Annotated in this window: 17 protein-coding genes; 9 read left to right on the forward strand and 8 right to left on the reverse strand. The window is 60.5% G+C overall.

Annotated features, from left to right (window positions below):
- Positions 1 to 17 precede the first annotated feature (17 nt).
- A complete protein-coding gene (gene rep / locus V3W27_RS01935) occupies positions 18 to 2,027 on the reverse strand; it encodes a DNA helicase Rep (protein ID WP_027610430.1) in 2,010 nt (669 codons plus the stop codon).
- Between the two features lie 254 nt (positions 2,028 to 2,281).
- Between rep and V3W27_RS01940 the strand changes: the two genes are divergently transcribed.
- Positions 2,282 to 3,955, forward strand: a complete 1,674-nt coding sequence (locus tag V3W27_RS01940; protein ID WP_097089513.1) for a putative bifunctional diguanylate cyclase/phosphodiesterase — start codon at positions 2,282 to 2,284, stop codon at positions 3,953 to 3,955.
- Positions 3,956 to 4,082: 127 nt separating this feature from the next.
- Here V3W27_RS01940 and V3W27_RS01945 read toward each other — a convergent pair whose 3' ends face one another.
- Positions 4,083 to 5,480 carry a NorM family multidrug efflux MATE transporter gene (locus tag V3W27_RS01945; RefSeq protein WP_330205799.1) on the reverse strand — a complete coding sequence of 466 codons (1,398 nt, stop codon included), beginning with the start codon at positions 5,478 to 5,480 and terminating at the stop codon, positions 4,083 to 4,085.
- A 159-nt stretch (positions 5,481 to 5,639) separates the two neighbouring features.
- Between V3W27_RS01945 and V3W27_RS01950 the strand changes: the two genes are divergently transcribed.
- The 3 genes from V3W27_RS01950 to V3W27_RS01960 all read left to right on the forward strand — a co-directional run bounded on the left by V3W27_RS01950 (position 5,640) and on the right by V3W27_RS01960 (position 10,152).
- Positions 5,640 to 6,560: a LysR substrate-binding domain-containing protein gene (locus V3W27_RS01950; protein WP_210556344.1), complete on the forward strand. Its 921-nt coding sequence runs from the start codon at positions 5,640 to 5,642 to the stop codon at positions 6,558 to 6,560.
- 181 nt (positions 6,561 to 6,741) lie between these two features.
- A complete protein-coding gene (locus tag V3W27_RS01955; protein ID WP_247267214.1) occupies positions 6,742 to 8,718 on the forward strand; it encodes a methyl-accepting chemotaxis protein in 1,977 nt (658 codons plus the stop codon).
- Positions 8,719 to 8,937: 219 nt separating this feature from the next.
- Complete coding sequence (locus tag V3W27_RS01960; RefSeq protein ID WP_330205800.1) at positions 8,938 to 10,152, forward strand: aldose 1-epimerase family protein; 1,215 nt, start codon at positions 8,938 to 8,940, stop codon at positions 10,150 to 10,152.
- Here V3W27_RS01960 and V3W27_RS01965 read toward each other — a convergent pair.
- Both V3W27_RS01965 and V3W27_RS01970 read right to left on the reverse strand, forming a co-directional pair.
- Entirely contained in the window at positions 10,149 to 11,642 is a 1,494-nt protein-coding gene (locus V3W27_RS01965) for a YifB family Mg chelatase-like AAA ATPase (protein ID WP_330205801.1), read from the reverse strand. The genes V3W27_RS01960 and V3W27_RS01965 overlap by 4 nt on opposite strands.
- 382 nt (positions 11,643 to 12,024) lie before the next feature.
- Positions 12,025 to 12,489 carry a hypothetical protein gene (locus tag V3W27_RS01970; protein ID WP_073470953.1) on the reverse strand — a complete coding sequence of 155 codons (465 nt, stop codon included), beginning with the start codon at positions 12,487 to 12,489 and terminating at the stop codon, positions 12,025 to 12,027.
- 230 nt (positions 12,490 to 12,719) lie between these two features.
- Between V3W27_RS01970 and V3W27_RS01975 the strand changes: the two genes are divergently transcribed.
- Entirely contained in the window at positions 12,720 to 13,010 is a 291-nt protein-coding gene (locus tag V3W27_RS01975; RefSeq protein ID WP_247267216.1) for a HigA family addiction module antitoxin, read from the forward strand.
- Here V3W27_RS01975 and V3W27_RS01980 read toward each other — a convergent pair.
- Both V3W27_RS01980 and V3W27_RS01985 read right to left on the reverse strand, forming a co-directional pair.
- Complete coding sequence (locus tag V3W27_RS01980; protein WP_247267217.1) at positions 13,005 to 13,532, reverse strand: BRO-N domain-containing protein; 528 nt, start codon at positions 13,530 to 13,532, stop codon at positions 13,005 to 13,007. The genes V3W27_RS01975 and V3W27_RS01980 overlap by 6 nt on opposite strands.
- 360 nt (positions 13,533 to 13,892) lie before the next feature.
- On the reverse strand, positions 13,893 to 14,153 hold the full coding sequence (locus V3W27_RS01985) for an accessory factor UbiK family protein (protein ID WP_007920416.1): 261 nt from the start codon (positions 14,151 to 14,153) through the stop codon (positions 13,893 to 13,895).
- A 413-nt stretch (positions 14,154 to 14,566) separates the two neighbouring features.
- Between V3W27_RS01985 and glnK the strand changes: the two genes are divergently transcribed.
- The 4 genes from glnK (at position 14,567) to sutA (ending at position 17,349) form a co-directional block, all read left to right on the forward strand.
- A complete protein-coding gene (gene glnK, locus V3W27_RS01990; protein WP_002555808.1) occupies positions 14,567 to 14,905 on the forward strand; it encodes a P-II family nitrogen regulator in 339 nt (112 codons plus the stop codon).
- A 36-nt stretch (positions 14,906 to 14,941) separates the two neighbouring features.
- Positions 14,942 to 16,279: an ammonium transporter gene (locus tag V3W27_RS01995; RefSeq protein WP_027610437.1), complete on the forward strand. Its 1,338-nt coding sequence runs from the start codon at positions 14,942 to 14,944 to the stop codon at positions 16,277 to 16,279.
- Positions 16,280 to 16,494: 215 nt separating this feature from the next.
- Positions 16,495 to 16,920: a secondary thiamine-phosphate synthase enzyme YjbQ gene (locus V3W27_RS02000; RefSeq protein ID WP_003229414.1), complete on the forward strand. Its 426-nt coding sequence runs from the start codon at positions 16,495 to 16,497 to the stop codon at positions 16,918 to 16,920.
- 102 nt (positions 16,921 to 17,022) lie between these two features.
- On the forward strand, positions 17,023 to 17,349 hold the full coding sequence (gene sutA, locus V3W27_RS02005; RefSeq protein ID WP_007951900.1) for a transcriptional regulator SutA: 327 nt from the start codon (positions 17,023 to 17,025) through the stop codon (positions 17,347 to 17,349).
- Between the two features lie 191 nt (positions 17,350 to 17,540).
- Here the strand turns inward: sutA and V3W27_RS02010 are convergent, their stop codons facing one another.
- A complete protein-coding gene (locus V3W27_RS02010) occupies positions 17,541 to 18,248 on the reverse strand; it encodes an HAD family hydrolase (RefSeq protein ID WP_330205802.1) in 708 nt (235 codons plus the stop codon).
- Positions 18,245 to 19,144, reverse strand: a complete 900-nt coding sequence (gene xerC / locus V3W27_RS02015) for a tyrosine recombinase XerC (RefSeq protein ID WP_330205803.1) — start codon at positions 19,142 to 19,144, stop codon at positions 18,245 to 18,247. Before xerC ends, V3W27_RS02010 begins: the two co-directional genes overlap by 4 nt.

The raw sequence follows: 19,144 nt of genomic DNA on the forward strand, positions 1-19,144 counted from the left end.
TAAAAAAGTGGTCAATTCTAGCGCTTTAACATCGCGCGTATATCAGCCAATGCGCTATTGCCGCGCACGGCTTTGACTTCGGTCGGTGTGTCGTCGTTGCCTTCCCACGCCAGGTCGTCCGGCGGCAGCTCATCGAGGAAGCGGCTTGGCGCGCAGTCGATGATCTCGCCGTACTGTTTGCGCTTGGCGGCGAAGGTGAACGCCAGGGTCTGACGCGCGCGGGTGATGCCCACGTAGGCCAGGCGGCGTTCTTCTTCGATGGTGTCGGCTTCGATGCTGGAGCGGTGCGGGAGGATTTCCTCTTCCATGCCCATGATGAATACGTAAGGGAATTCCAGGCCCTTGGACGCATGCAGGGTCATCATCTGCACGCCTTCGGCGCCATCCTCTTCTTCCTGCTGACGCTCGAGCATGTCGCGCAGGACCAGTTTGCCAATGGCGTCCTCGACGGTCATTTCGCCGTCTTCGTCTTTTTCCAGGGTGTTCTTCAAGGCCTCGATCAGAAACCAGACGTTGCTCATCCGGTAGTCCGCAGCCTTGTCGCTGGAACTGTTGGTGCGCAGCCAGTTCTCGTAGTCGATGTCCATGACCATGCTGCGCAGGGCCGAGATCGGGTCTTCGCCGGCACACTGCTCGCGCACCTTGTCCATGAAGCGCTTGAAGCGCGACAGGCGATCGGTGAAGCGGCTGTCGAGATGCTCGCCCAGACCGATTTCGTCGGTGGCGGCGTACATCGAGATCTTGCGTTCGGTGGCGTAGTTGCCGAGTTTTTCGAGGGTGGTCGAGCCGATTTCCCGGCGCGGCACGTTGATCACGCGCAGGAAGGCGTTGTCGTCGTCCGGGTTCACGATCAGGCGGAAGTAGGCCATCAGGTCCTTCACTTCCTGACGGCCAAAGAAGCTGTTGCCGCCGCTCAGGCGGTACGGCACCTGGTGGTGCTGCAACTTCAGTTCGATCAGCTTGGCCTGGTAGTTGCCGCGATAGAGGATCGCGAAATCGCTGTACGGGCGGTCGGTACGCAAGTGCAGGCTGAGGATTTCCATGGCCACGCGCTCGGCTTCGGCGTCCTCGTTGCGGCAGCGGATCACGCGGATCTCGTCGCCGTGGCCCATCTCACTCCACAGCTGTTTTTCGAATTCGTGCGGGTTGTTCGAGATCAGCACGTTGGCGCAACGCAGGATGCGGCTGGTGGAGCGGTAGTTCTGCTCGAGCATCACCACTTTCAGGGACGGGTAGTCGTCCTTGAGCAGCATCAGGTTTTCCGGCCGTGCGCCGCGCCAGGCGTAGATCGACTGGTCGTCGTCACCCACCACGGTGAACTGATTGCGCTTGCCGATCAGCATCTTCACCAGCAGGTACTGGCTGGCGTTGGTGTCCTGGTATTCGTCGACCAGCAGGTAACGCACCTTGTTCTGCCACTTTTCGAGAATGTCGGCGTGCTCTTCGAAGAGCTTTACCGGCAGCAGGATCAGGTCGTCGAAGTCCACCGCGTTGAACGCCTTGAGCGTGCGCTGATAGTGGGTGTAGACGATGGCGGCAGTCTGTTCTTTCGGATTGCGCGCGTTTTCCAGCGCCTGGGCCGGCAGGATCAGGTCGTTTTTCCAGGCGCCGATCATGTTCTTGATCTCGTCGACGCCGTCGTCGCCTGCGTATTCCTTCTGCATGATGTCGGTCATCAGGGCTTTGACGTCGGTCTCGTCAAAGATCGAGAAGCCGGGTTTGTAGCCCAGCCGCGCATGCTCCTTGCGGATGATGTTCAGGCCCAGGTTGTGGAAGGTGCAGACCGTCAGGCCGCGACCTTCGCCTGCACGCAGCAGGGTGCCGACCCGCTCCTTCATCTCGCGCGCAGCCTTGTTGGTAAAGGTCATGGCGACGATGTACTGGGCGCGGATGCCACAGTTCTGGATCAGGTGCGCGATCTTGCGGGTAATCACGCTGGTCTTGCCGGAGCCAGCGCCGGCGAGCACCAATAGAGGGCCGCCGACGTAGTTCACGGCTTCTTGCTGCCGGGGATTGAGTCGGGACATACGAAAATTCGGGAGTCGTTGACGAAATGGGCCGGCATTTTAACAGGCTCAGCGATTTGTGCTGCTCTGTCCGACTTGTGACGTACCACGCGATTCAAATTTGCCGGTTTTGTTACTTTCGCGGAGGATACACGGTGATTTTGCGGCTAATGTTCTCATTCGTGACACAAAATAACGTTCTGATAATCGTTGTCATTGAACATCGCAACGGCATAATGCCCCGCCCACATCATTGCAGAGTCTAGGGAGCTAGCTTGTCTACGCCTGTCGAACCCTTGCGTTTGCTGCTACTGGCCGAAGAGCCAGCGTGGACAGCGTTATTGCGCGAGTGTCTGGCTCCGATGGGGAGCGCGGCGGTGCTGATCAGTGCGCCGAGCTGGGAGTCGGTCAGCAGTCTGTTCGAAGACAATCGTCACGCGGTGTTGTTGACCGTTCCCGCGTTGCAGCCGGCCCCGGGCCGTTGCAGCCTGCCGACGGTGTTGCTGCTGGATCACGAGCCGGTCACCGCGCCGGTTGGTGTCAGCGACTGGCTGGTGTTCGACGCCCTCGACGCCGGCATGCTGCGCCGTTGTCTGCGCCATGTGCGTGAACGCGGCGTCCTCGAAAACACCCTGCAACGCCTGGCCGAACAGGATCCTCTGACCGGCATCGCCAACCGCCAGGGCTTCCAGACCCTGCTCGCGGCGCGCCTGGCGGAAAACGACGGCCGTGGTCTGGCCCTCGGGCATCTCGATCTCGACAACTTCCGTCACGCCAACGACGCCCTCGGTCATCAGGCCGGCGATCGCTTGATCCTGCAAGTCGTCGCGCGGCTGAAAAGTCAGCTTGAGGCCGGGGATCAACTGGCGCGCCTGGGCAGCGACGAGTTTGCCTTGCTGATCGACACCCGCCGCGCGCCGCAACGCGCCGAGTGGATGGCCGAACGCATTACCGAAGCCCTGGCCGAACCGTATTGGGTCGATGGCGAAAGCCTGTTGATCGGCTCCAGCCTCGGCATCGCCCATGCCCGTGCACAGGGTGGTGCCGACCCACTGATGTGGCACGCGCACATTGCCATGCAGCAGGCCAAGAGCACGCAGGGCTGCACCTTCCATATCTTCAACGAACGCATCAACCGCAACGCACGGAGCATGGCCGACCTCGAAAGTGAGCTGCGCCGGGCCTTGCGCCGCGATGAGCTGGAGTTGCACTACCAGCCACGGCTGAATCTTGCAGACGGGCAGATCGTCGGCCTCGAAGCCCTGGTGCGCTGGCGCCATGGCGAGCGCGGTCTGCTGCCACCGAGCGAATTCGTGCCGCTGGCCGAGCAGAGCGGTCTGATCGTGCCGCTGGGCTACTGGGTGATTTCCCGCGCGTTGCGCGACATGCAGGCACTGCGCGAGCGCGGGCTGCCGGCGCTGCACATGGCGATCAACCTGTCGTTCCGCCAGTTTCAGGACAGCCAGTTGCTGCCGACGCTCAGTCGGCTGATTGCCGAGCGTGGGGTCGAGGCGCAGTGGCTGGAATTTGAACTCACCGAAACCGCCGTCATGCGCCGCAGCGATCTGGTCAAACAGACCATGGACGCCCTCGGCCGTCTCGGCGTGCGTTTCTCACTGGATGACTTTGGCACCGGTTTCTCGTCGTTCGTGCACCTCAACAGCCTGCCGATCACCTTGCTGAAGATCGACAAAAGCTTTGTCGGCGGCATGGAGCAGCGCGAAGAGAACCGCAAACTGGTGCACGCGATGATCAACCTCGCGCATAACCTGCATCTGGAAGTGGTGGCCGAGGGGGTGGAAACCCCTGAGCAACTGGAGTTATTGCGCGGGTTTGGCTGTGATCAGGTGCAGGGTTATCTGATCAGCCGGCCGTTGCCGTTGGCAGAGCTGGTTGAATACCTGACCTTCGGCTCTAGCCAGCAGCCAGCCCTCGAAATCGTGAGCTGAACGCAATCTCCGGGTTAGGCATGAATCCCTGTGGGAGCGGGCTTGCTCGCGAAGGCGTCGTGTCAGTCAAAGCATAGGCTGCCTGACCCACCGCTTTCGCGAGCAAGCCCGCTCCCACAAGGGAATCTCAGTCTGCCTGAGCGACTGTGTACTGGTTTGATGACAGAGGTTCGCGCTGAATCATCCGCTTCATCTTCCATTCAAACGCCAGGGTCAGGCTCACTGCCGCGCAGGCCAGGCCCAGCGCCAGACCCCACCAGACGCCCGTCGGCCCCCAGTTCAGGTGGAACGCCATCCACCACGCCGCCGGTGCGCCAATCAACCAATAACAAGCGAGGCCGACCAGAAACGTGGTTTTCGCATCCTTGAGCCCGCGGATGCAGCCCATGGCGATGGTCTGCGTGCCGTCAAACAATTCGAACCATGCCGCCACCGCCAACAGGCTCACCGCCAGACGAATGACTTCGGCAAACGCCGGGTCGTTGTGATTGAGGAACAGCCCGACAAGTTGATTCGGCAGCAGCCAGAACACCATCGCAAAACCCAGCATCACCACCGCACCGAAAACGATGCCGACCCGGCCGGACATCCGCGCGTCGCTCAGTTGCCCGGCGCCGTAGTGCTGGCCGACGCGCATGGTGATCGCGTAGGACATCCCCGCCGGCACCATGAACGCCACCGAAACGATCTGCAGAGCGATCTGGTGTGCGCCGAGTTGCGTGCTGCCCATGGTGCCCATGCACAGCGCCGCGAAGGCAAACAGTCCGACTTCCACCGCGTAGGTGCCGCCAATCGGCAGGCCGAGGCGCCACAGTTCTTTCAGATACTGACGATTTGGCCGTGACAGGCCGGCGCGCAATGGGTAGGCGTCGTAGGCCGGGTGCCGGCGAATGTGCCAGGCGAGGGCCAGCGCCATGCAGTTGGCAACGATTGCCGTGACCAGACCGATGCCGGTCAACCCCAGTTTCGGCAGGCCGAACATGCCGGTGATCAGTGCGTAATTGAGCAGGAAGTTGGCCACGGTGCCGCCGAGGCTGATGACCATCACGGGGGTCGCCCGGCCGATTGCACTGGTAAAGCCGCGCAGGGCCATGAAGCTCAGGTAGCCGGGCAGGGCGAAGGGCAGAGCGATCAAAAATTGTCCAGCGGCGTTGACGTTGGTTTCGGTCTGGCCGAACAGCAGCAACACCGGTTTCAAATTCCACAGCAGCAACCCGGCGCCCAGCGCCATCAGCCACGCCAGCCACAGCCCGGCCTGGGTCAGGCGTGCCGCGCCGATGATGTCGCCGGCGCCCTGACGGATCGCCACCAGCGTGCCGACCGCTGCAATCACGCCGATGCAGAAAATCGACACGAACGAATAACTCGCTGCCCCCAGTCCGCCGCCGGCCAGGGCTTCGGGGCTGAGGCGCGCCATCATCAGGGTGTCGGTCAGCACCATCAACATGTGCGCCAACTGCGAAGCAATCAACGGCCCCGCCAGCCGCAGGATGGCCCAGAGTTCGGTACGCACAGGATGCTGCATGGTCATTACCACCCATCAATCAGAGGGAACAAGAGACCGTCGATTCTCGGCGCTTGGAAAGGTTTGCACAAAAGGATAAAAAGGATAGGTCGCATGATTAAAACTCATTATGAGAAAAATTCGCCGGGGTGGCCGGATGCCGCCAAAGGAGCTTTGTGCATGTCCCGTCGTCTTCCTCCCTTGTATGCCCTGCGCGCATTCGAAGCGGCGGCGCGGCACAGCTCGTTCACCCGGGCGGCCGAGGAGTTGTCGATCACCCAGAGTGCAGTCAGCCGGCACATCAAGACGCTGGAGGAACACTTTGCCTGCAAGCTGTTTCATCGCAGTGGGCGCAACCTGCAACTGACGGAATCGGCGCGGATGCTGTTGCCCGGCATTCGCGATGGTTTTGCGGCGCTGGAGCGCGCCTGCAACACCTTGCGCGCCGAAGACGACATCCTGCGCATGAAAGCGCCCTCGACCCTGACGATGCGCTGGCTGCTGGCCCGGCTCAGCCGTTTTCGTCACCTACAGCCCGGCAACGAAGTGCAACTGACCAGTGCCTGGATGGACGTGGACTCGGTGGACTTCAACAACGAGCCCTTCGACTGCGCGGTGCTGCTGAGCGATGGGCACTTCCCGCCGGACTGGGAGGCCAGCCTGCTGTTTCCCGAGGAGTTGATCCCGGTCGGTGCGCCAAACCTGCTGAATGACCAGCCGTGGGATGTGGCGCGGCTGGCCTCCACGGAGTTGCTGCATCCGACCCCGGATCGGCGCGACTGGCGCAGTTGGCTGGAGCACATGGGCCTGTCCGATCAGGTGTCGCTCAAGGGTGGGCAGGTGTTCGATACCCTCGAACTGGGGATGATCGCCGCAGCGCGCGGTTACGGTGTGTCGATGGGTGACTTGCTGATGGTCGCCGAAGATGTGGCGCAAGGAAGACTGAGCCTGCCATGGCCGACCGCGGTCGCCAGCGGACTGAATTATTACCTGGTATGGCCAAAAACCCGTCCGGGAGGTGAACGTTTGCGCCGTCTCAGCGACTTCCTGCAAGGCGAAGTGCGCGCCATGGCGCTGCCGGTGGTCAAGCGCTTGAGCTGAAACGTTCGAGCCCGCACAATGCCGGCCTTGTGCCATAACCCTGCTGTTCGCTCAAGTATTCGGCTTTACCGCCGAATACGTGCATGTGGAACCGCCGTGCAGGTATCCACGATTCACCCCCATTAGAAAATTATCCGAGCTGCGATCAAGGAGGATCGGCAAGTTCGGCCAGGAGCTGTCCATGTCTCAACCTCGCGCTCGGATCGCCTCGCAGCTGGGCCTCGCGCTCGCTGTGATACTGGCGATCGTCATCAGCGGCAGTACGGTGTTCGCCCTGCGTTCGCTGGATTCCGCCAACCTCGCCACCCGTGAAGAGCACCTCGCCAGTGAGGCGCGGCTGCTGGCCGACCAGTTGAGCACTTTCCACGGCACGCTGCGCGAAAGCACCCAGCGCCTGAGCGGGCTGTTCGAGAAGCGCTTCAGCGCGGGCCTGAGCATTCACCCGGATGAACCGGTGAACGTCGCCGGCACCCAGACCCCGGGCCTGCACCTGGGCAGCGAAGTGTTGAACAACAACTTCAAGGAAGTCGACGAGTTCAAGCAGATGACCGCCGGCGTTGCCACGCTGTTCGTGCGTAGCGGCGAAGACTTCGTGCGGGTCAGCACCTCGCTGACCAAACAGGACGGCACGCGCGCTATCGGCACTTTGCTCGATCATGCGCACCCGGCTTATGCGAAGTTGATGGCCGGGCAAGGCTACGTCGGCCGCGCGTTGCTGTTTGATCGCTCCTACATGACCCAATACACCCCGGTGCGCGACAGCAGCGGCAAGGTGATTGCGGTGTTGTTCGTTGGTTTTGACTACACCGACGCGCAGAACGCCCAGTTCGACAACCTCAAACGCTTCCGCATCGGCCAGACCGGTTCGCTGGCGCTGCTGGATGAGCAGAACAAATGGTTGGTGGCCCCGGCGGGTGTCCAGGCGCTGGATCAGGCGGTTACGGTGATTGGCGCTCTGGCCAAGACCCCTGGCAAAGGTCAGTTCTGGGGCGACAAGAACGAAGATTTCTACAGTGTTTCGGTACCGTTCGACGGTGGGCCGTGGGCGGTAGTGGCGAGCATGCCGAAAGCCGAGATTCGCGCGGTGACCTGGAGCGTCGGCACGCAACTGGCCATCGGCAGCCTGCTGGCGATGCTGTTGGCGGTGGGTTCGGTGGTGTGGTTGCTGCGCAGCAAACTGGCGCCGCTGAGTGATCTGGTGCGTCAGGCCGAAGCGCTGGGCGCAGGTGATCTGAGCGTGCGCCTGAGCGTGTCGAGCAACGACGAGATCGGACAGTTGTCCCGTGCGTTCAACCAGATGAGCCAGGCGCTATCGACGATGGTCGAACACATCCGCCGCTCCTCGGAAGAGGTCAACAGCCGCGCCCAGGCGCTGTCCGGTTTGTCCGGCGGTGCGTACGAAGGCATGGAACAGCAGTCCGGCGAAATCACCAGCATGGCCGGCGCAGTTGAAGAGTTCAGCGCCACCTCGCTGAACATTGCCGACAACATGGGTGCCACCCAGCGTCTGGCCCAGGAAAACGCTCAGCAGACGCAGATCGGTCGTACTTCCATGGACGAAGCGTCTTCCTCGCTTGAGCAAATCGCTGGCGCGTTGAACACCACGGCTACCGTGATCAACACCCTTGGCCAGCGTTCCCAGGAAATCGGCGGCATTGTCAGTGTGATCACCTCGATTGCCGAACAGACCAACCTGCTGGCGCTCAACGCGGCTATCGAAGCGGCCCGTGCCGGTGAACAGGGCCGTGGTTTTGCCGTGGTCGCCGATGAGGTGCGTAACCTGGCGTCGCGCACCCGTCAGGCCACCGATGAAATCTCCGGGATGATTCACAGCATCCAGCAGGAAACCGGCAATGCCATCAGCACCATGGAGCAGGGCAACCTGCTGATGCAGGAAGGCCTGTCGCGCAACGCCAACGTGGCATCGGCGCTGGCGCGGATCGATGAGCAGAGCCGTTCGGCAGGGCAGCAGTTCGCCGCGATTACCACCGCGACTCAGGAGCAGAGCAGCACCGCGACATTGTTGAGCAGCAATTTGCAGAGCATTGCGCTGGCCAACAGTGAGCAGCGTGAGGTGGTGTCGAACCTCGCGGTCACCGCCAAAGAGCTTGAAAAGCTGGCGGCGGATCTGCGTTCCGAGGTTGATCGCTTCCGTTAATACAGCCTTGATATCGCTTTCGCGAGCAGGCTCGCTCCCACAGTTTCCGGGGTAGCTCATAAATCGTTTGAGCACCCGAATACTCTGTGGGAGCGAGCCTGCTCGCGAATGCAACGCCGCCGATCCATGGCAAATCATCCTATATGTCTCTCATCTTTTCTTGCTGAAACGTTTCCGCAGCGCTATAAAAATGGCACAACTCCAATAAAGGCTGCTGCCATGACCCCGTTCAAACTCGCCGTTGCATTCGGCGCACTCTCTGCTGCTTCCCACGCCATGGCCTGGGATTACGTACTCCTCGATACCAACAAGCCCGCGCAAAACTGGAGCATTACCAGTGAGCAGCTCGGGTTGAAAACCGCCAAGCCTTTCTCCGTGAGTCTGCGAACCTTGCACGGCGGACGACAGGAAGGTGTCAGCATCGTCGATATCGATAACGGCACGATGAAACTCTCGGTGGTGCCGACCCGTGGCATGAATGTCCTGCAGGCGTCTGTCGGCAACGTGCGCATGGGTTGGGATTCGCCGGTCAAGGAAGTGGTCAACCCGGCCTTCATCGAACTCAATGGACGCGGTGGCCTGGGCTGGCTGGAAGGCTTCAACGAGCTGGTAACCCGCTGCGGTTACGAATGGGTCGGCCATCCGGGCATCGACAATGGCGAGATGCTGACCCTGCACGGCCGCGCCGCGAACATTCCGGCCAGCACTGTCACGCTGCACATCGATGAAAAACCACCCTACGCCATCAGTCTGCGCGGTGAACTGAAGGAACAGGCGTTCAAGAAAGTCGACTTCTCGGTCGTCACTGAGTTGGTCACCGAGCCGGGCAGCGTGCGCTTTGCCCTCAACGATACGCTGACCAACAACGGCGATTATCCGAAGGAATACCAGGCGCTGTATCACAGCAACTTCAGCACGCCGTTCCTCGAGCAGGGTGCACGGTTCGCGGCGCCGGTGAAACAGGTCTCGCCATTCAACGACAAGGCCAAAGCCGAGTTGGCGGACTGGCAGATTTATCGCGGTCCAACCAAGGACTACGATGAAACCGTCTATAACGTCGTGCCCTACGCCGACGCCAAAGGCGAAACCCTGACTGTTTTGCACAACAAGGCTGGCAGCCTCGGTGTCTCTGTTGGCTTCAATACTCAACAGCTGCCAGTGTTTTCCCTGTGGAAAAACACCGACACCCAAGGGCAGGGCTATGTCACGGGCCTTGAGCCAGGCACCAGCTTTTCCTACAATCGCCGCTATCAGCGTCCGCTGAACCTGGTGCCGACCATTGCGCCAAAGGCCAGCCAACAGCTTCAGATCAGCTACAGCCTGCTGGCAGACAAAGGCGCTGTGGATAATGCGTTGAAGCACGTGAGCGAAATCCAGGCCGGGCGTGAAACCGAAGTGCGGCAGACGCCGCTGGTGGATCTGACCGAGCATTAAGGCGTCGCCGGACGGTACTGCAGCGCCTCGGCCAGATGCTCACGGCTGATTGCATGGACTTGCTCAAGGTCTGCCAGAGTTCTGGCGACCTTGAGCAAACGATGGGCTGAGCGCAGTGACAAGGTCAGCCGTTCGCAGGCTGACTCCAGCCATTTCTCATCGGCTGTGGATAACTGGCAGTGCCGCTTCAGGCCTGGCAGATCGAGGAACGCATTGGCACAACGCTGACGCTTTTGCTGGCGTTCGCGTGCCTCGGCCACCACGGCTGCCGCACTGGCGCTGTCCTCGCCTGGCTTCACTGCCGGATTCAACGCCGTCGCTTCCCGCGCCACCGTCAGGTGCAGATCGATCCGATCCAGCAACGGCCCCGATAGCTTGTTGCGGTAGCGCTGCACCATGTCCGGTGTACAAGAGCACTTGCCGCTCGGCTCGCCAAGATATCCACAAGGGCACGGATTCATCGCCGCCACCAACTGGAAGCGCGCCGGAAAACGCACGCGATCCTTGGCTCGGGCAATCACGATATGCCCGGATTCCAGCGGCTCGCGCAGCACCTCCAGTACCTTGCGATCGAACTCCGGCAGCTCATCGAGAAACAGTACGCCGTGGTGGGCGAGGGTGATCTCGCCGGGTTGCGGTTTCGAGCTGCCACCGACCAGTGCCGGCCCGGAGGCCGAGTGGTGCGGCTGGCGAAAGGGCCGTTGTGGCCAATGGGTCAGTGGCACGCCGCTGGCGACCGATTGAATCGCCGCCACTTCCAGCGCCTCGCATTCGGAGAGTGGCGGCAGCAGGCCCGGCAAGCGACTCGCCAACAAGGTCTTGCCCGTTCCCGGCGGCCCACTGAACAACAGGTTATGCGCGCCCGCCGCCGCAATCAGCAGCGCCCGTTTCGCGGCCATCTGTCCTTGCACCTCATTGAGGTCGGGATAAGGTTTCGCCGCATGGATCAGCCCGTCCGAGACATAAGGCTCGACCGGCGTATGCCCGTTGAAATGCGCCACTGCCTCCAGCAGATGATCCACCGCAAACACCTTCAAACCCGAAGCAAGGCACGCTTCCTCGGCATTCGCCCGCGGCACCACCAGTGCCCGCCCGGCCTTGCGCGCCGCCAGTGCCGCCGGCAACACCCCGCGCACCGGCCGCACAGCGCCGGACAACGCCAGTTCACCAAGGCATTCCACCTCATCCAGCGTCAGACACGGCACCTGCACACTCGCCGACAGAATCCCCAAGGCAATCGCCAGATCAAAGCGCCCGCCGTCCTTGGGCAAGTCCGCTGGCGCCAGATTCAAGGTGATGCGCCGCGCCGGAAACTGCAGCCCGGAATTGATGATCGCGCTGCGCACCCGGTCCTTGCTCTCCTTCACCGCCGCCTCGGGCAGACCGACCATGGTCAGCGACGGCAGACCGTTGGCCAGATGGACTTCGACGGTGACGGCGGGAGCATCCACGCCTATCTGGGCGCGACTGTGGACGATGGAGAGGGACATGGTCGTTCCTTGAGTTGAATCGAGGGGCCGCTTCCTGCGGGTTTTTGAAGGTTAGTTGAGCCGGGTTTCAGTGCTGAAATAGAGGTTTACAAGACGTATCAAGATCCGATGGGCTGTCATTGCTTGCCTGAATTGGACCGTTGACTCTCGACCGGCATTGACGGATCATCCCGTTCGAGGACTGCAACTGCGCATTCGTCGGGACTGGGCACCAGCAAAAGCTCCCCCGCATTTTTGGCAGCAGAGAAAGCTGGTTTCTCTGAAGTAGTGACGACGGGCTAGCCTGTCGGATTCTGAACCCAAGGCCGTAAAGCCAGGAGCTAAAGAATCGCTGCGACTACTCCTCAAAAAATACTTGAAAGGCGTCCATCGGACGCCTTTTTTATTTCTGATTTGGTGGTGCTCGTGGTATCTGCCCCACTAACGTGCCATGTGCACGTTTTTGCGGGTACCAAGTCACCACGAAGTAACCAAATCCTGTGGCGCGCTCGTGTCGCGGTTCAAGAATCAGTGTTCCCATAGATGTCCTCAGTACCGCGACCCTGTTTCCACATCGCTGTTCTTTGAACTCACAATAGATTTGTGCTCCCGGGACGATCATTTTCGCAACAATCGCTGCTACCCCATCGGCAGTCTGGCAACCATGCTTGAGCAAATCGGCACTATGGGCTTCCCAAATGTGCACTACGCCAAAACCACTATTCGCTCGACGGTGAATACCTACACGCAGATAAATCTTCCCGCCTGGCAAGCCGAATTTTGGCATATCGGGGATCGTGCCAAAGATGTAACCACCATCTGGATGCTGAACCAGCGTGTTTTCTTTGAGCTTGAGCAAATGAGACAAGAGGGATCCAGAACCAGAGTGTCTGGCGATCAATGTGTATCGCCTGGAACTCGACGAATAGGATCGACCAGCGCAGGCGAAAGCCACCAGCCTAATCACAGCCAAGAACTCACGGAATCAGGCGCAGACGCTGATTTTTGTAGGGCCATGCCCTAATAGTTGTAGGACGCCGGCGAAAGGGTTTCGACGGTCTTGTATCGCGGAGTCGGATGCTCCAGGTTGGCCGTTCAATGCAGCTTCTGGAGGCGAAAAATGGACCGCAATGGTATGCGCCCGATTCATCCGGCGAGGTTCTGAATAAGGAATTCATGGAGCCGTTGGGCATGACCGTCATGGGTCTGGCCATGCCCACGAACTGGCCCGAAAGTGAGATCGAAAAGCTTGTGAAATGCCAGCTCAGGATCTGCGCCGATCTGGCAATCAGCCTTGCCACTCATCTCAACACTACGCCTGAGTTCTGGATGAATCTCCAATCGAATTACGATTTACGCAGGGCCCAGCTCCGGCATGCGGGTTTATAGCGATTGCAGCATCCGTGAAGCCCTTTTCCACCATGGCCCCGTCATTGGGCGCTTGGTTTGTTCCCGTTCCACCATCATCAACGGCACATCCTGCAACCGAATCCACGGCTGGTTATTCCAGTGCAACAAACTCAATGACATATCCGGCCAACTGAGCAGGCTCAGGTGTGGGCGTTCGCTTGTGGTGGGGTGTTGGGCGTCGCGCAGGGTGGGGATGACCTGGTGGGTGAGCCATTCGCGTAGCGCTCGGTATTCGGGGCAGTAGTGGTAGACGAGGAGGGCGTAGATGCCGGATTCGCTGATCAGCAGGGTGTTTTCGATCTGGTTGTGGATCAAGGTTTTGCGGGTTTGGTATTGGTCGGGGTCGAGTTTTCGCAGCATGCGTTCGTTGAGGTAGATGTGCAGCAGGCGGCTCAGGTCTCGGGCGCAGAACCAGGGTTGGTTCTGGATGAGGAGGGCGTGGAGGGGGAGTTTGTGGCGGGTGAAGATGTGCGGGGTCAGATAAGTCTCTTCTTGATTCATTGAGCAGTTCCTCTTGCTTAAAGGGCTGCCCTCAATCGTCGCCAAACGATTGGGTGGCAGTTGTACGCGGGTTGGCGAACCGGAGCAAAAGGAACCCGGCAGACCCGAAGGTCTCCCACGCACAACCGCCATGAAACGATGTGGCGGTAAATGTAGCCGCCATCATGGTTGTCGTGCGCCTTAAGCTGTCCAGGTCGCCAAACCCGGTGCTGAACATTCAGCATCGGGGTGAGCTTAGAAACCTGGGCTTTTCGGCGCAATCGGACGGCGGTGGTGCAGGTTGTAGGACGTTGCCGAGAGGATTGAAAGGCTGAAGATCAAAAGATCGCAGCCTTTGGCAGCTCCTACAGGGGGAGCGGATTATTCAGCGGGCGGTGTCAGCTTCGCTTCCATCTCGGCAACTTTCGCTTCGAGGCTCTCGAGGCGGGCACGAGTGCGGGCCAGTACGACCATCTGACTATCAAACTCTTCACGGCTCACCAAATCGAGTTTGCTGAACGCACTCTGCAGCAGCATCTTGAACTGGCTTTCGATTTCGGCTTTCGGCAGCGGGGTGTCGCCGCTGAACAGGCGGGAGGCGGTGCCGCTCAGGGCGTCGAGGAAGTCTTTTGGCGCGAGCATGGAATGTGTCCTGTAAACAGTGGCGGGCAGTGTATCACGCAGTGTCTATAGTCATTGACGCAGGCACGGATGCACGCTTTTCGCGCAGGCGGACGGATGGCAGCGCACCGTTGTTGTGCGTAACCGTCGGGGCTTTTTTGCGCGGGCGCCTGTGGCAGCGGCCAAGGGCTTGAAATCTGGGGAATTTGGCGAGATGGCAAGCTTTCTGCTTAGTCGGTAGTGACCCATGCACTGATGCAGTCGCTGTGACGAATGCAGTGCGGCAGGCGGGACGGGGAGTTTCGCCGGCAGCGGTTAGCTGGCGTCAGTCGGGCAGGTAAGGCCGACGATGCGTTACAAAGCCAGGCACTGCGCTTAGACTTGAGTCGGGTTTGTTTTCCTGGGGCAAGTCCACCAATTCGGGAGAGAGTTTCATGAAGCTAGTCACTGCCATCATCAAGCCGTTCAAGTTGGACGACGTGCGCGAGTCGCTGTCCGAAATCGGCGTGCAGGGCATTACCGTTACTGAAGTCAAAGGCTTCGGCCGGCAGAAGGGTCACACCGAGCTGTATCGCGGCGCGGAATATGTGGTCGATTTTCTGCCCAAGGTGAAAATCGACGTGGCCATCGACGACAAGGATCTGGATCGGGTTATCGAGGCGATAACCAAAGCGGCCAACACCGGCAAGATCGGTGACGGCAAGATCTTCGTGGTCAATCTGGAACAGGCGATCCGCATCCGTACCGGCGAAACCGATACCGACGCGATTTAAGCCGCCACAAACCCCAACGCCCCAGGAGAAAACAATATGACTCTGCGTAAATTCGCAGGGCTAGGAGCCCTGTTGTCCATCGTAATGCCCGGCCTTGCAATGGCGGCAGACGAAGTGGCGGCCCCGGTCCTCAATTCCGGCGACACCGCCTGGATGCTCACCTCGACAGCCCTCGTGCTGTTCATGACCATCCCGGGCCTGGCGCTGTTTTACGGCGGCATGGTTCGCTCGAAAAACATTCTTTCCGTGATGATGCAGTGCTTCGCCATTACCGGTCTGATCAGCATCCTGTGGGTCATTTATGGCTACAGCATTGCGTTCGACACCACCGGCATGGAGCAGGGCGTCGTCAACTTCAACTCGTTCTTCGGCGGTATGGGCAAGGCGTTCCTCGCCGGTGTCACGCCTTCGAGCCTGACCGGCCCTGCGGCGCTGTTCCCCGAGGCGGTGTTCATCACCTTCCAGATGACCTTCGCGATCATCACCCCGGCGCTGATTGTCGGTGCGTTCGCCGAGCGGATGAAATTCTCCGCGATGCTGATTTTCATGGGCATCTGGTTCACCCTCGTCTACGCACCGATTGCGCACATGGTCTGGTCCGGTAACGGCGGCCTGATGTGGGACTGGGGCGTACTCGACTTCGCGGGCGGCACCGTGGTGCACATCAACGCCGGTGTGGCCGGTCTGATTGCGTGCCTGGTATTGGGCAAGCGCAAAGGCTTCCCGACCACTCCGATGGCGCCGCACAACCTCGGTTACACCCTGATGGGTGCTGCGATGCTGTGGGTCGGCTGGTTCGGCTTCAACGCCGGTTCCGCCGCAGCCGCCAACGGCACCGCCGGCATGGCGATGCTGGTCACTCAGATTGCTACCGCTGCGGCTGCACTGGGCTGGATGTTTGCCGAGTGGATCACCCACGGCAAGCCAAGTGCACTGGGCATCGCCTCGGGTGTGGTTGCCGGTCTGGTGGCAATCACTCCGGCGGCCGGCACTGTGGGCCCGATGGGTGCACTGGTGATCGGTCTGGCGGCAGGTGTGGTGTGCTTCTTCTGCGCCACCACGCTGAAACGCAAACTCGGCTATGACGACTCTCTGGACGCGTTCGGCGTACACGGTATCGGCGGTATCCTCGGTGCGATCCTCACCGGTGTGTTCGCTGCACCGTCGCTGGGTGGCTTCGGCACCGTCACCGACATCGCCGCTCAAGTGTGGATTCAGTGCAAAGGTGTCGGCTTCACGGTGATCTACACCGCAATCGTCACCTTCATCATCCTCAAGGTCCTGGACGCCGTGATGGGTCTGCGTGTGACCGAGGAAGAAGAGTCGGTGGGTCTGGATCTGGCACAACACAACGAACGCGGCTACAACCTGTAAGTACGCGCATTAAAAAACTTGCCCGGTTCGCCGGGCATTTTTTTGTCTGGAATTTGTCATTGAAAGGAAGGCTGAAAGGATTTTTCGTACGGCTTTGGTCGTGTTTACGGCGGGCATTTTTCTGCGGCCAATCGCTTACATCATTGCAGGAATATTAGGGCCTTTGTTTTTTCCCAGAGCGCGCTAGAATGCGCCCCGAACGTGCGGAGAACTGTATGTGGCAACAGACTCTGATAACCCTGCGGGCACGGCCCCGGGGCTTTCATCTGGTAACGGACGAGTTACTCGCCGGCCTGCCTGAACTCAAGGCGTGCCGGGTCGGTCTGTTGCATTTGTGGCTGCAGCACACCTCGGCGTCGTTGACCATCAACGAGAACGCCGATCCGGCGGTCCGTCGCGACTTCGAACGATTTTTCAATCGTCTGATCCCACAAGGAACAGACGGCTATGAGCATAACGACGAAGGCCTGGACGACCTCCCGGCGCACTTCAAGGCCAGCGTACTTGGCTGTCAGATCAGTCTGCCGGTTTCGGCAGGGCGACTGGCACTGGGCACCTGGCAAGGTGTTTATCTGGGCGAGCACCGTGATCATGGCGGTGCCCGTAAAGTCCTCGCCACCCTGCACGGTGAAGGGGCGTAAACCGTTGGTCACCCGCGGTTACCGATTTTTTTCCGGCGACTTTCGACAGTCGCCAAAGCTGGTCTATAACTAATCTGCTTTTCGCAAGTCATGAGGTAGAACATGAGCGACGATGATCTGGAAAACGACGACCTCGAAGTAGGCGACGAAGACGAGGCCGAGGACGGTCTGGAAGCAGCAGCGGAAGACGTTGCTGAAGACGATGGCGGTGACGATACGCCGGCCCCGGCTGCCAAAGGCAAAGCCAAGGCTGCGGTGTCGGTCGACGAGTTGCCGAGCATCGAAGCCAAGAACAAGGAGCGCGACGCCCTGGCCAAGGCCATGGAAGAATTCCTTGCGCGCGGCGGCAAGGTGCAGGAAGTGGAGGCCAACGTGGTCGCCGATCCGCCCAAGAAGCCGGATAACAAGTACGGCAGCCGCCCTATCTGAGGCGTGCTACCTGCTTGCTGAAAAAGCCCGCCGTCGCTGCGGGCTTTTTCATGCCTGAAACAAAGAGGTCATGGATACACGCAACCCCCTGTGGGAGCGGGCTTGCTCGCGAAGGCGGTGTGTCATTCAAATTGTATGTCGACTGACACGGCCTCTTCGCGAGCAAGCCCGCTCCCACAGGGGATAGTGGATCAGTTCGAGAGGGCATTCCAGCGGGCGAGCACTGCTGGCAAATCGGTCAGGCTACGGATCTCGGCATCCGGAAGCCGCTCGGCTTCCCAGACCTTGCCCGTCGGGTTGAACCAGACCGCGCGCATGCCCGCTTGTTGCGCCCCGGCAATGTCATCGCCGGGATGATCGCCGATATGTACGGCGGTTTCGGCTGTGGCGCCACCACGCTGCAACGCCTCGTGAAACAACCGCACATCCGGCTTGGCGATACCGATATCTTCGGCGCACAGGGCAAACTTGAAGTAGTCCGCCAGGCCCAGCCGACGCACGTCGGCGTTGCCGTTGGTGACCACGCCGAGGGCGTAGTGGTTGGCGAGGATTTCCAAAGTCGGTTCGACCTCCGGGAACACCTCGATCTGATGCCGCGCATGCAGGAATACTTCAAAGCTTTTGTCGGCCAGATCCGCAGCTTCGCCGTGGGCGTACCCGGCTTCCTCCAGTGCGTGGAACAGCACGCGCCTGCGCAACGCACTGATGCGGTGCTTGAGGCCCGGCTCGCGGGTCAGCACCCGTTCGCGAATCGCCCACAGATGCTCCACCGGCACCGCGCCCAGATTCGGCGCGTGTTCGCTCAGCCATTGGCGCAATACCGCTTCGGCGCTGACGATCACCGGGGCGGTGTCCCACAGGGTGTCGTCGAGGTCGAAGGTAATCAACTGGATGTTCATGAATCGTCGCCTTCGCTTCGTTTGGCCCGTGGGTGGGCGCTGTCGTAGACCGCCGCCAGGTGCTGGAAGTCCAGGTGGGTGTAGATCTGCGTGGTCTTGATGTCCGAGTGGCCGAGCAGTTCCTGCACCGCGCGCAGGTCCTGCGAGGATTCCAGCAAGTGGCTGGCAAAGGAATGCCGCAGCATGTGCGGGTGCAGGTTCTGCCCCAGTTCGCGCTCGCCGGCCAGTTTTACTCGCACCTGAATCGCCCGTGGGCCGAGGCGCCGACCTTGTTGGCTGACGAATACGGCGTCGTCGGCCGGGTTGGTCATGGCCCGCAGCGGCAGCCATTGCTCCAGTGCTTCGCGCGCCTTTTTGCCGACCGGCAGCAGGCGGGTCTTGCTGCCCTTGCCGAGCACTTGAACCATGCCGTCGGCCAGATCCAGCTGATCGAGATTGAGCCCGGTCAGCTCGGACAGGCGCAGGCCCGAGGAATAGAACAATTCGAGAATCGCCTGATCGCGACGGGCAAGAAAGTCGTCCTCGACCGCACCTTCCAGCAGTTGCAATGCACGGTCGGTGTCGAGGGTTTTCGGCAAGCGCCGTTCGCCTTTCGGCGGCGCCAGACCGGTCGCCGGGTCGTGGTCGCACAGACCTTCGCGATTCAGATAGTGATAGAGCCCGCGCACCGCTGAAAGCAATCGGGCGAGACTGCGTGACGACTGACCCTGCGCATGCAGGCGGGCGATCAGGCTGCGCAGACGCTGAATATCCAGCGCCGCCCAACTGCCAATGTTCTGCTTGAGGCACCAGCCGAGGACTTTATCGAGGTCGCGGCGGTAGGCCGACAGGGTGTGCGGCGACACCTGTCGCTCACTGCGCAGGTGTTCGCAGTAAGCGTCCAGTTGTCGTTCCAT

This window comes from Pseudomonas sp. AM14(2022), assembly GCF_036346455.1.
In the GTDB taxonomy this organism is placed as follows: Bacteria; Pseudomonadota; Gammaproteobacteria; order Pseudomonadales; family Pseudomonadaceae; genus Aquipseudomonas; species Aquipseudomonas putida_A.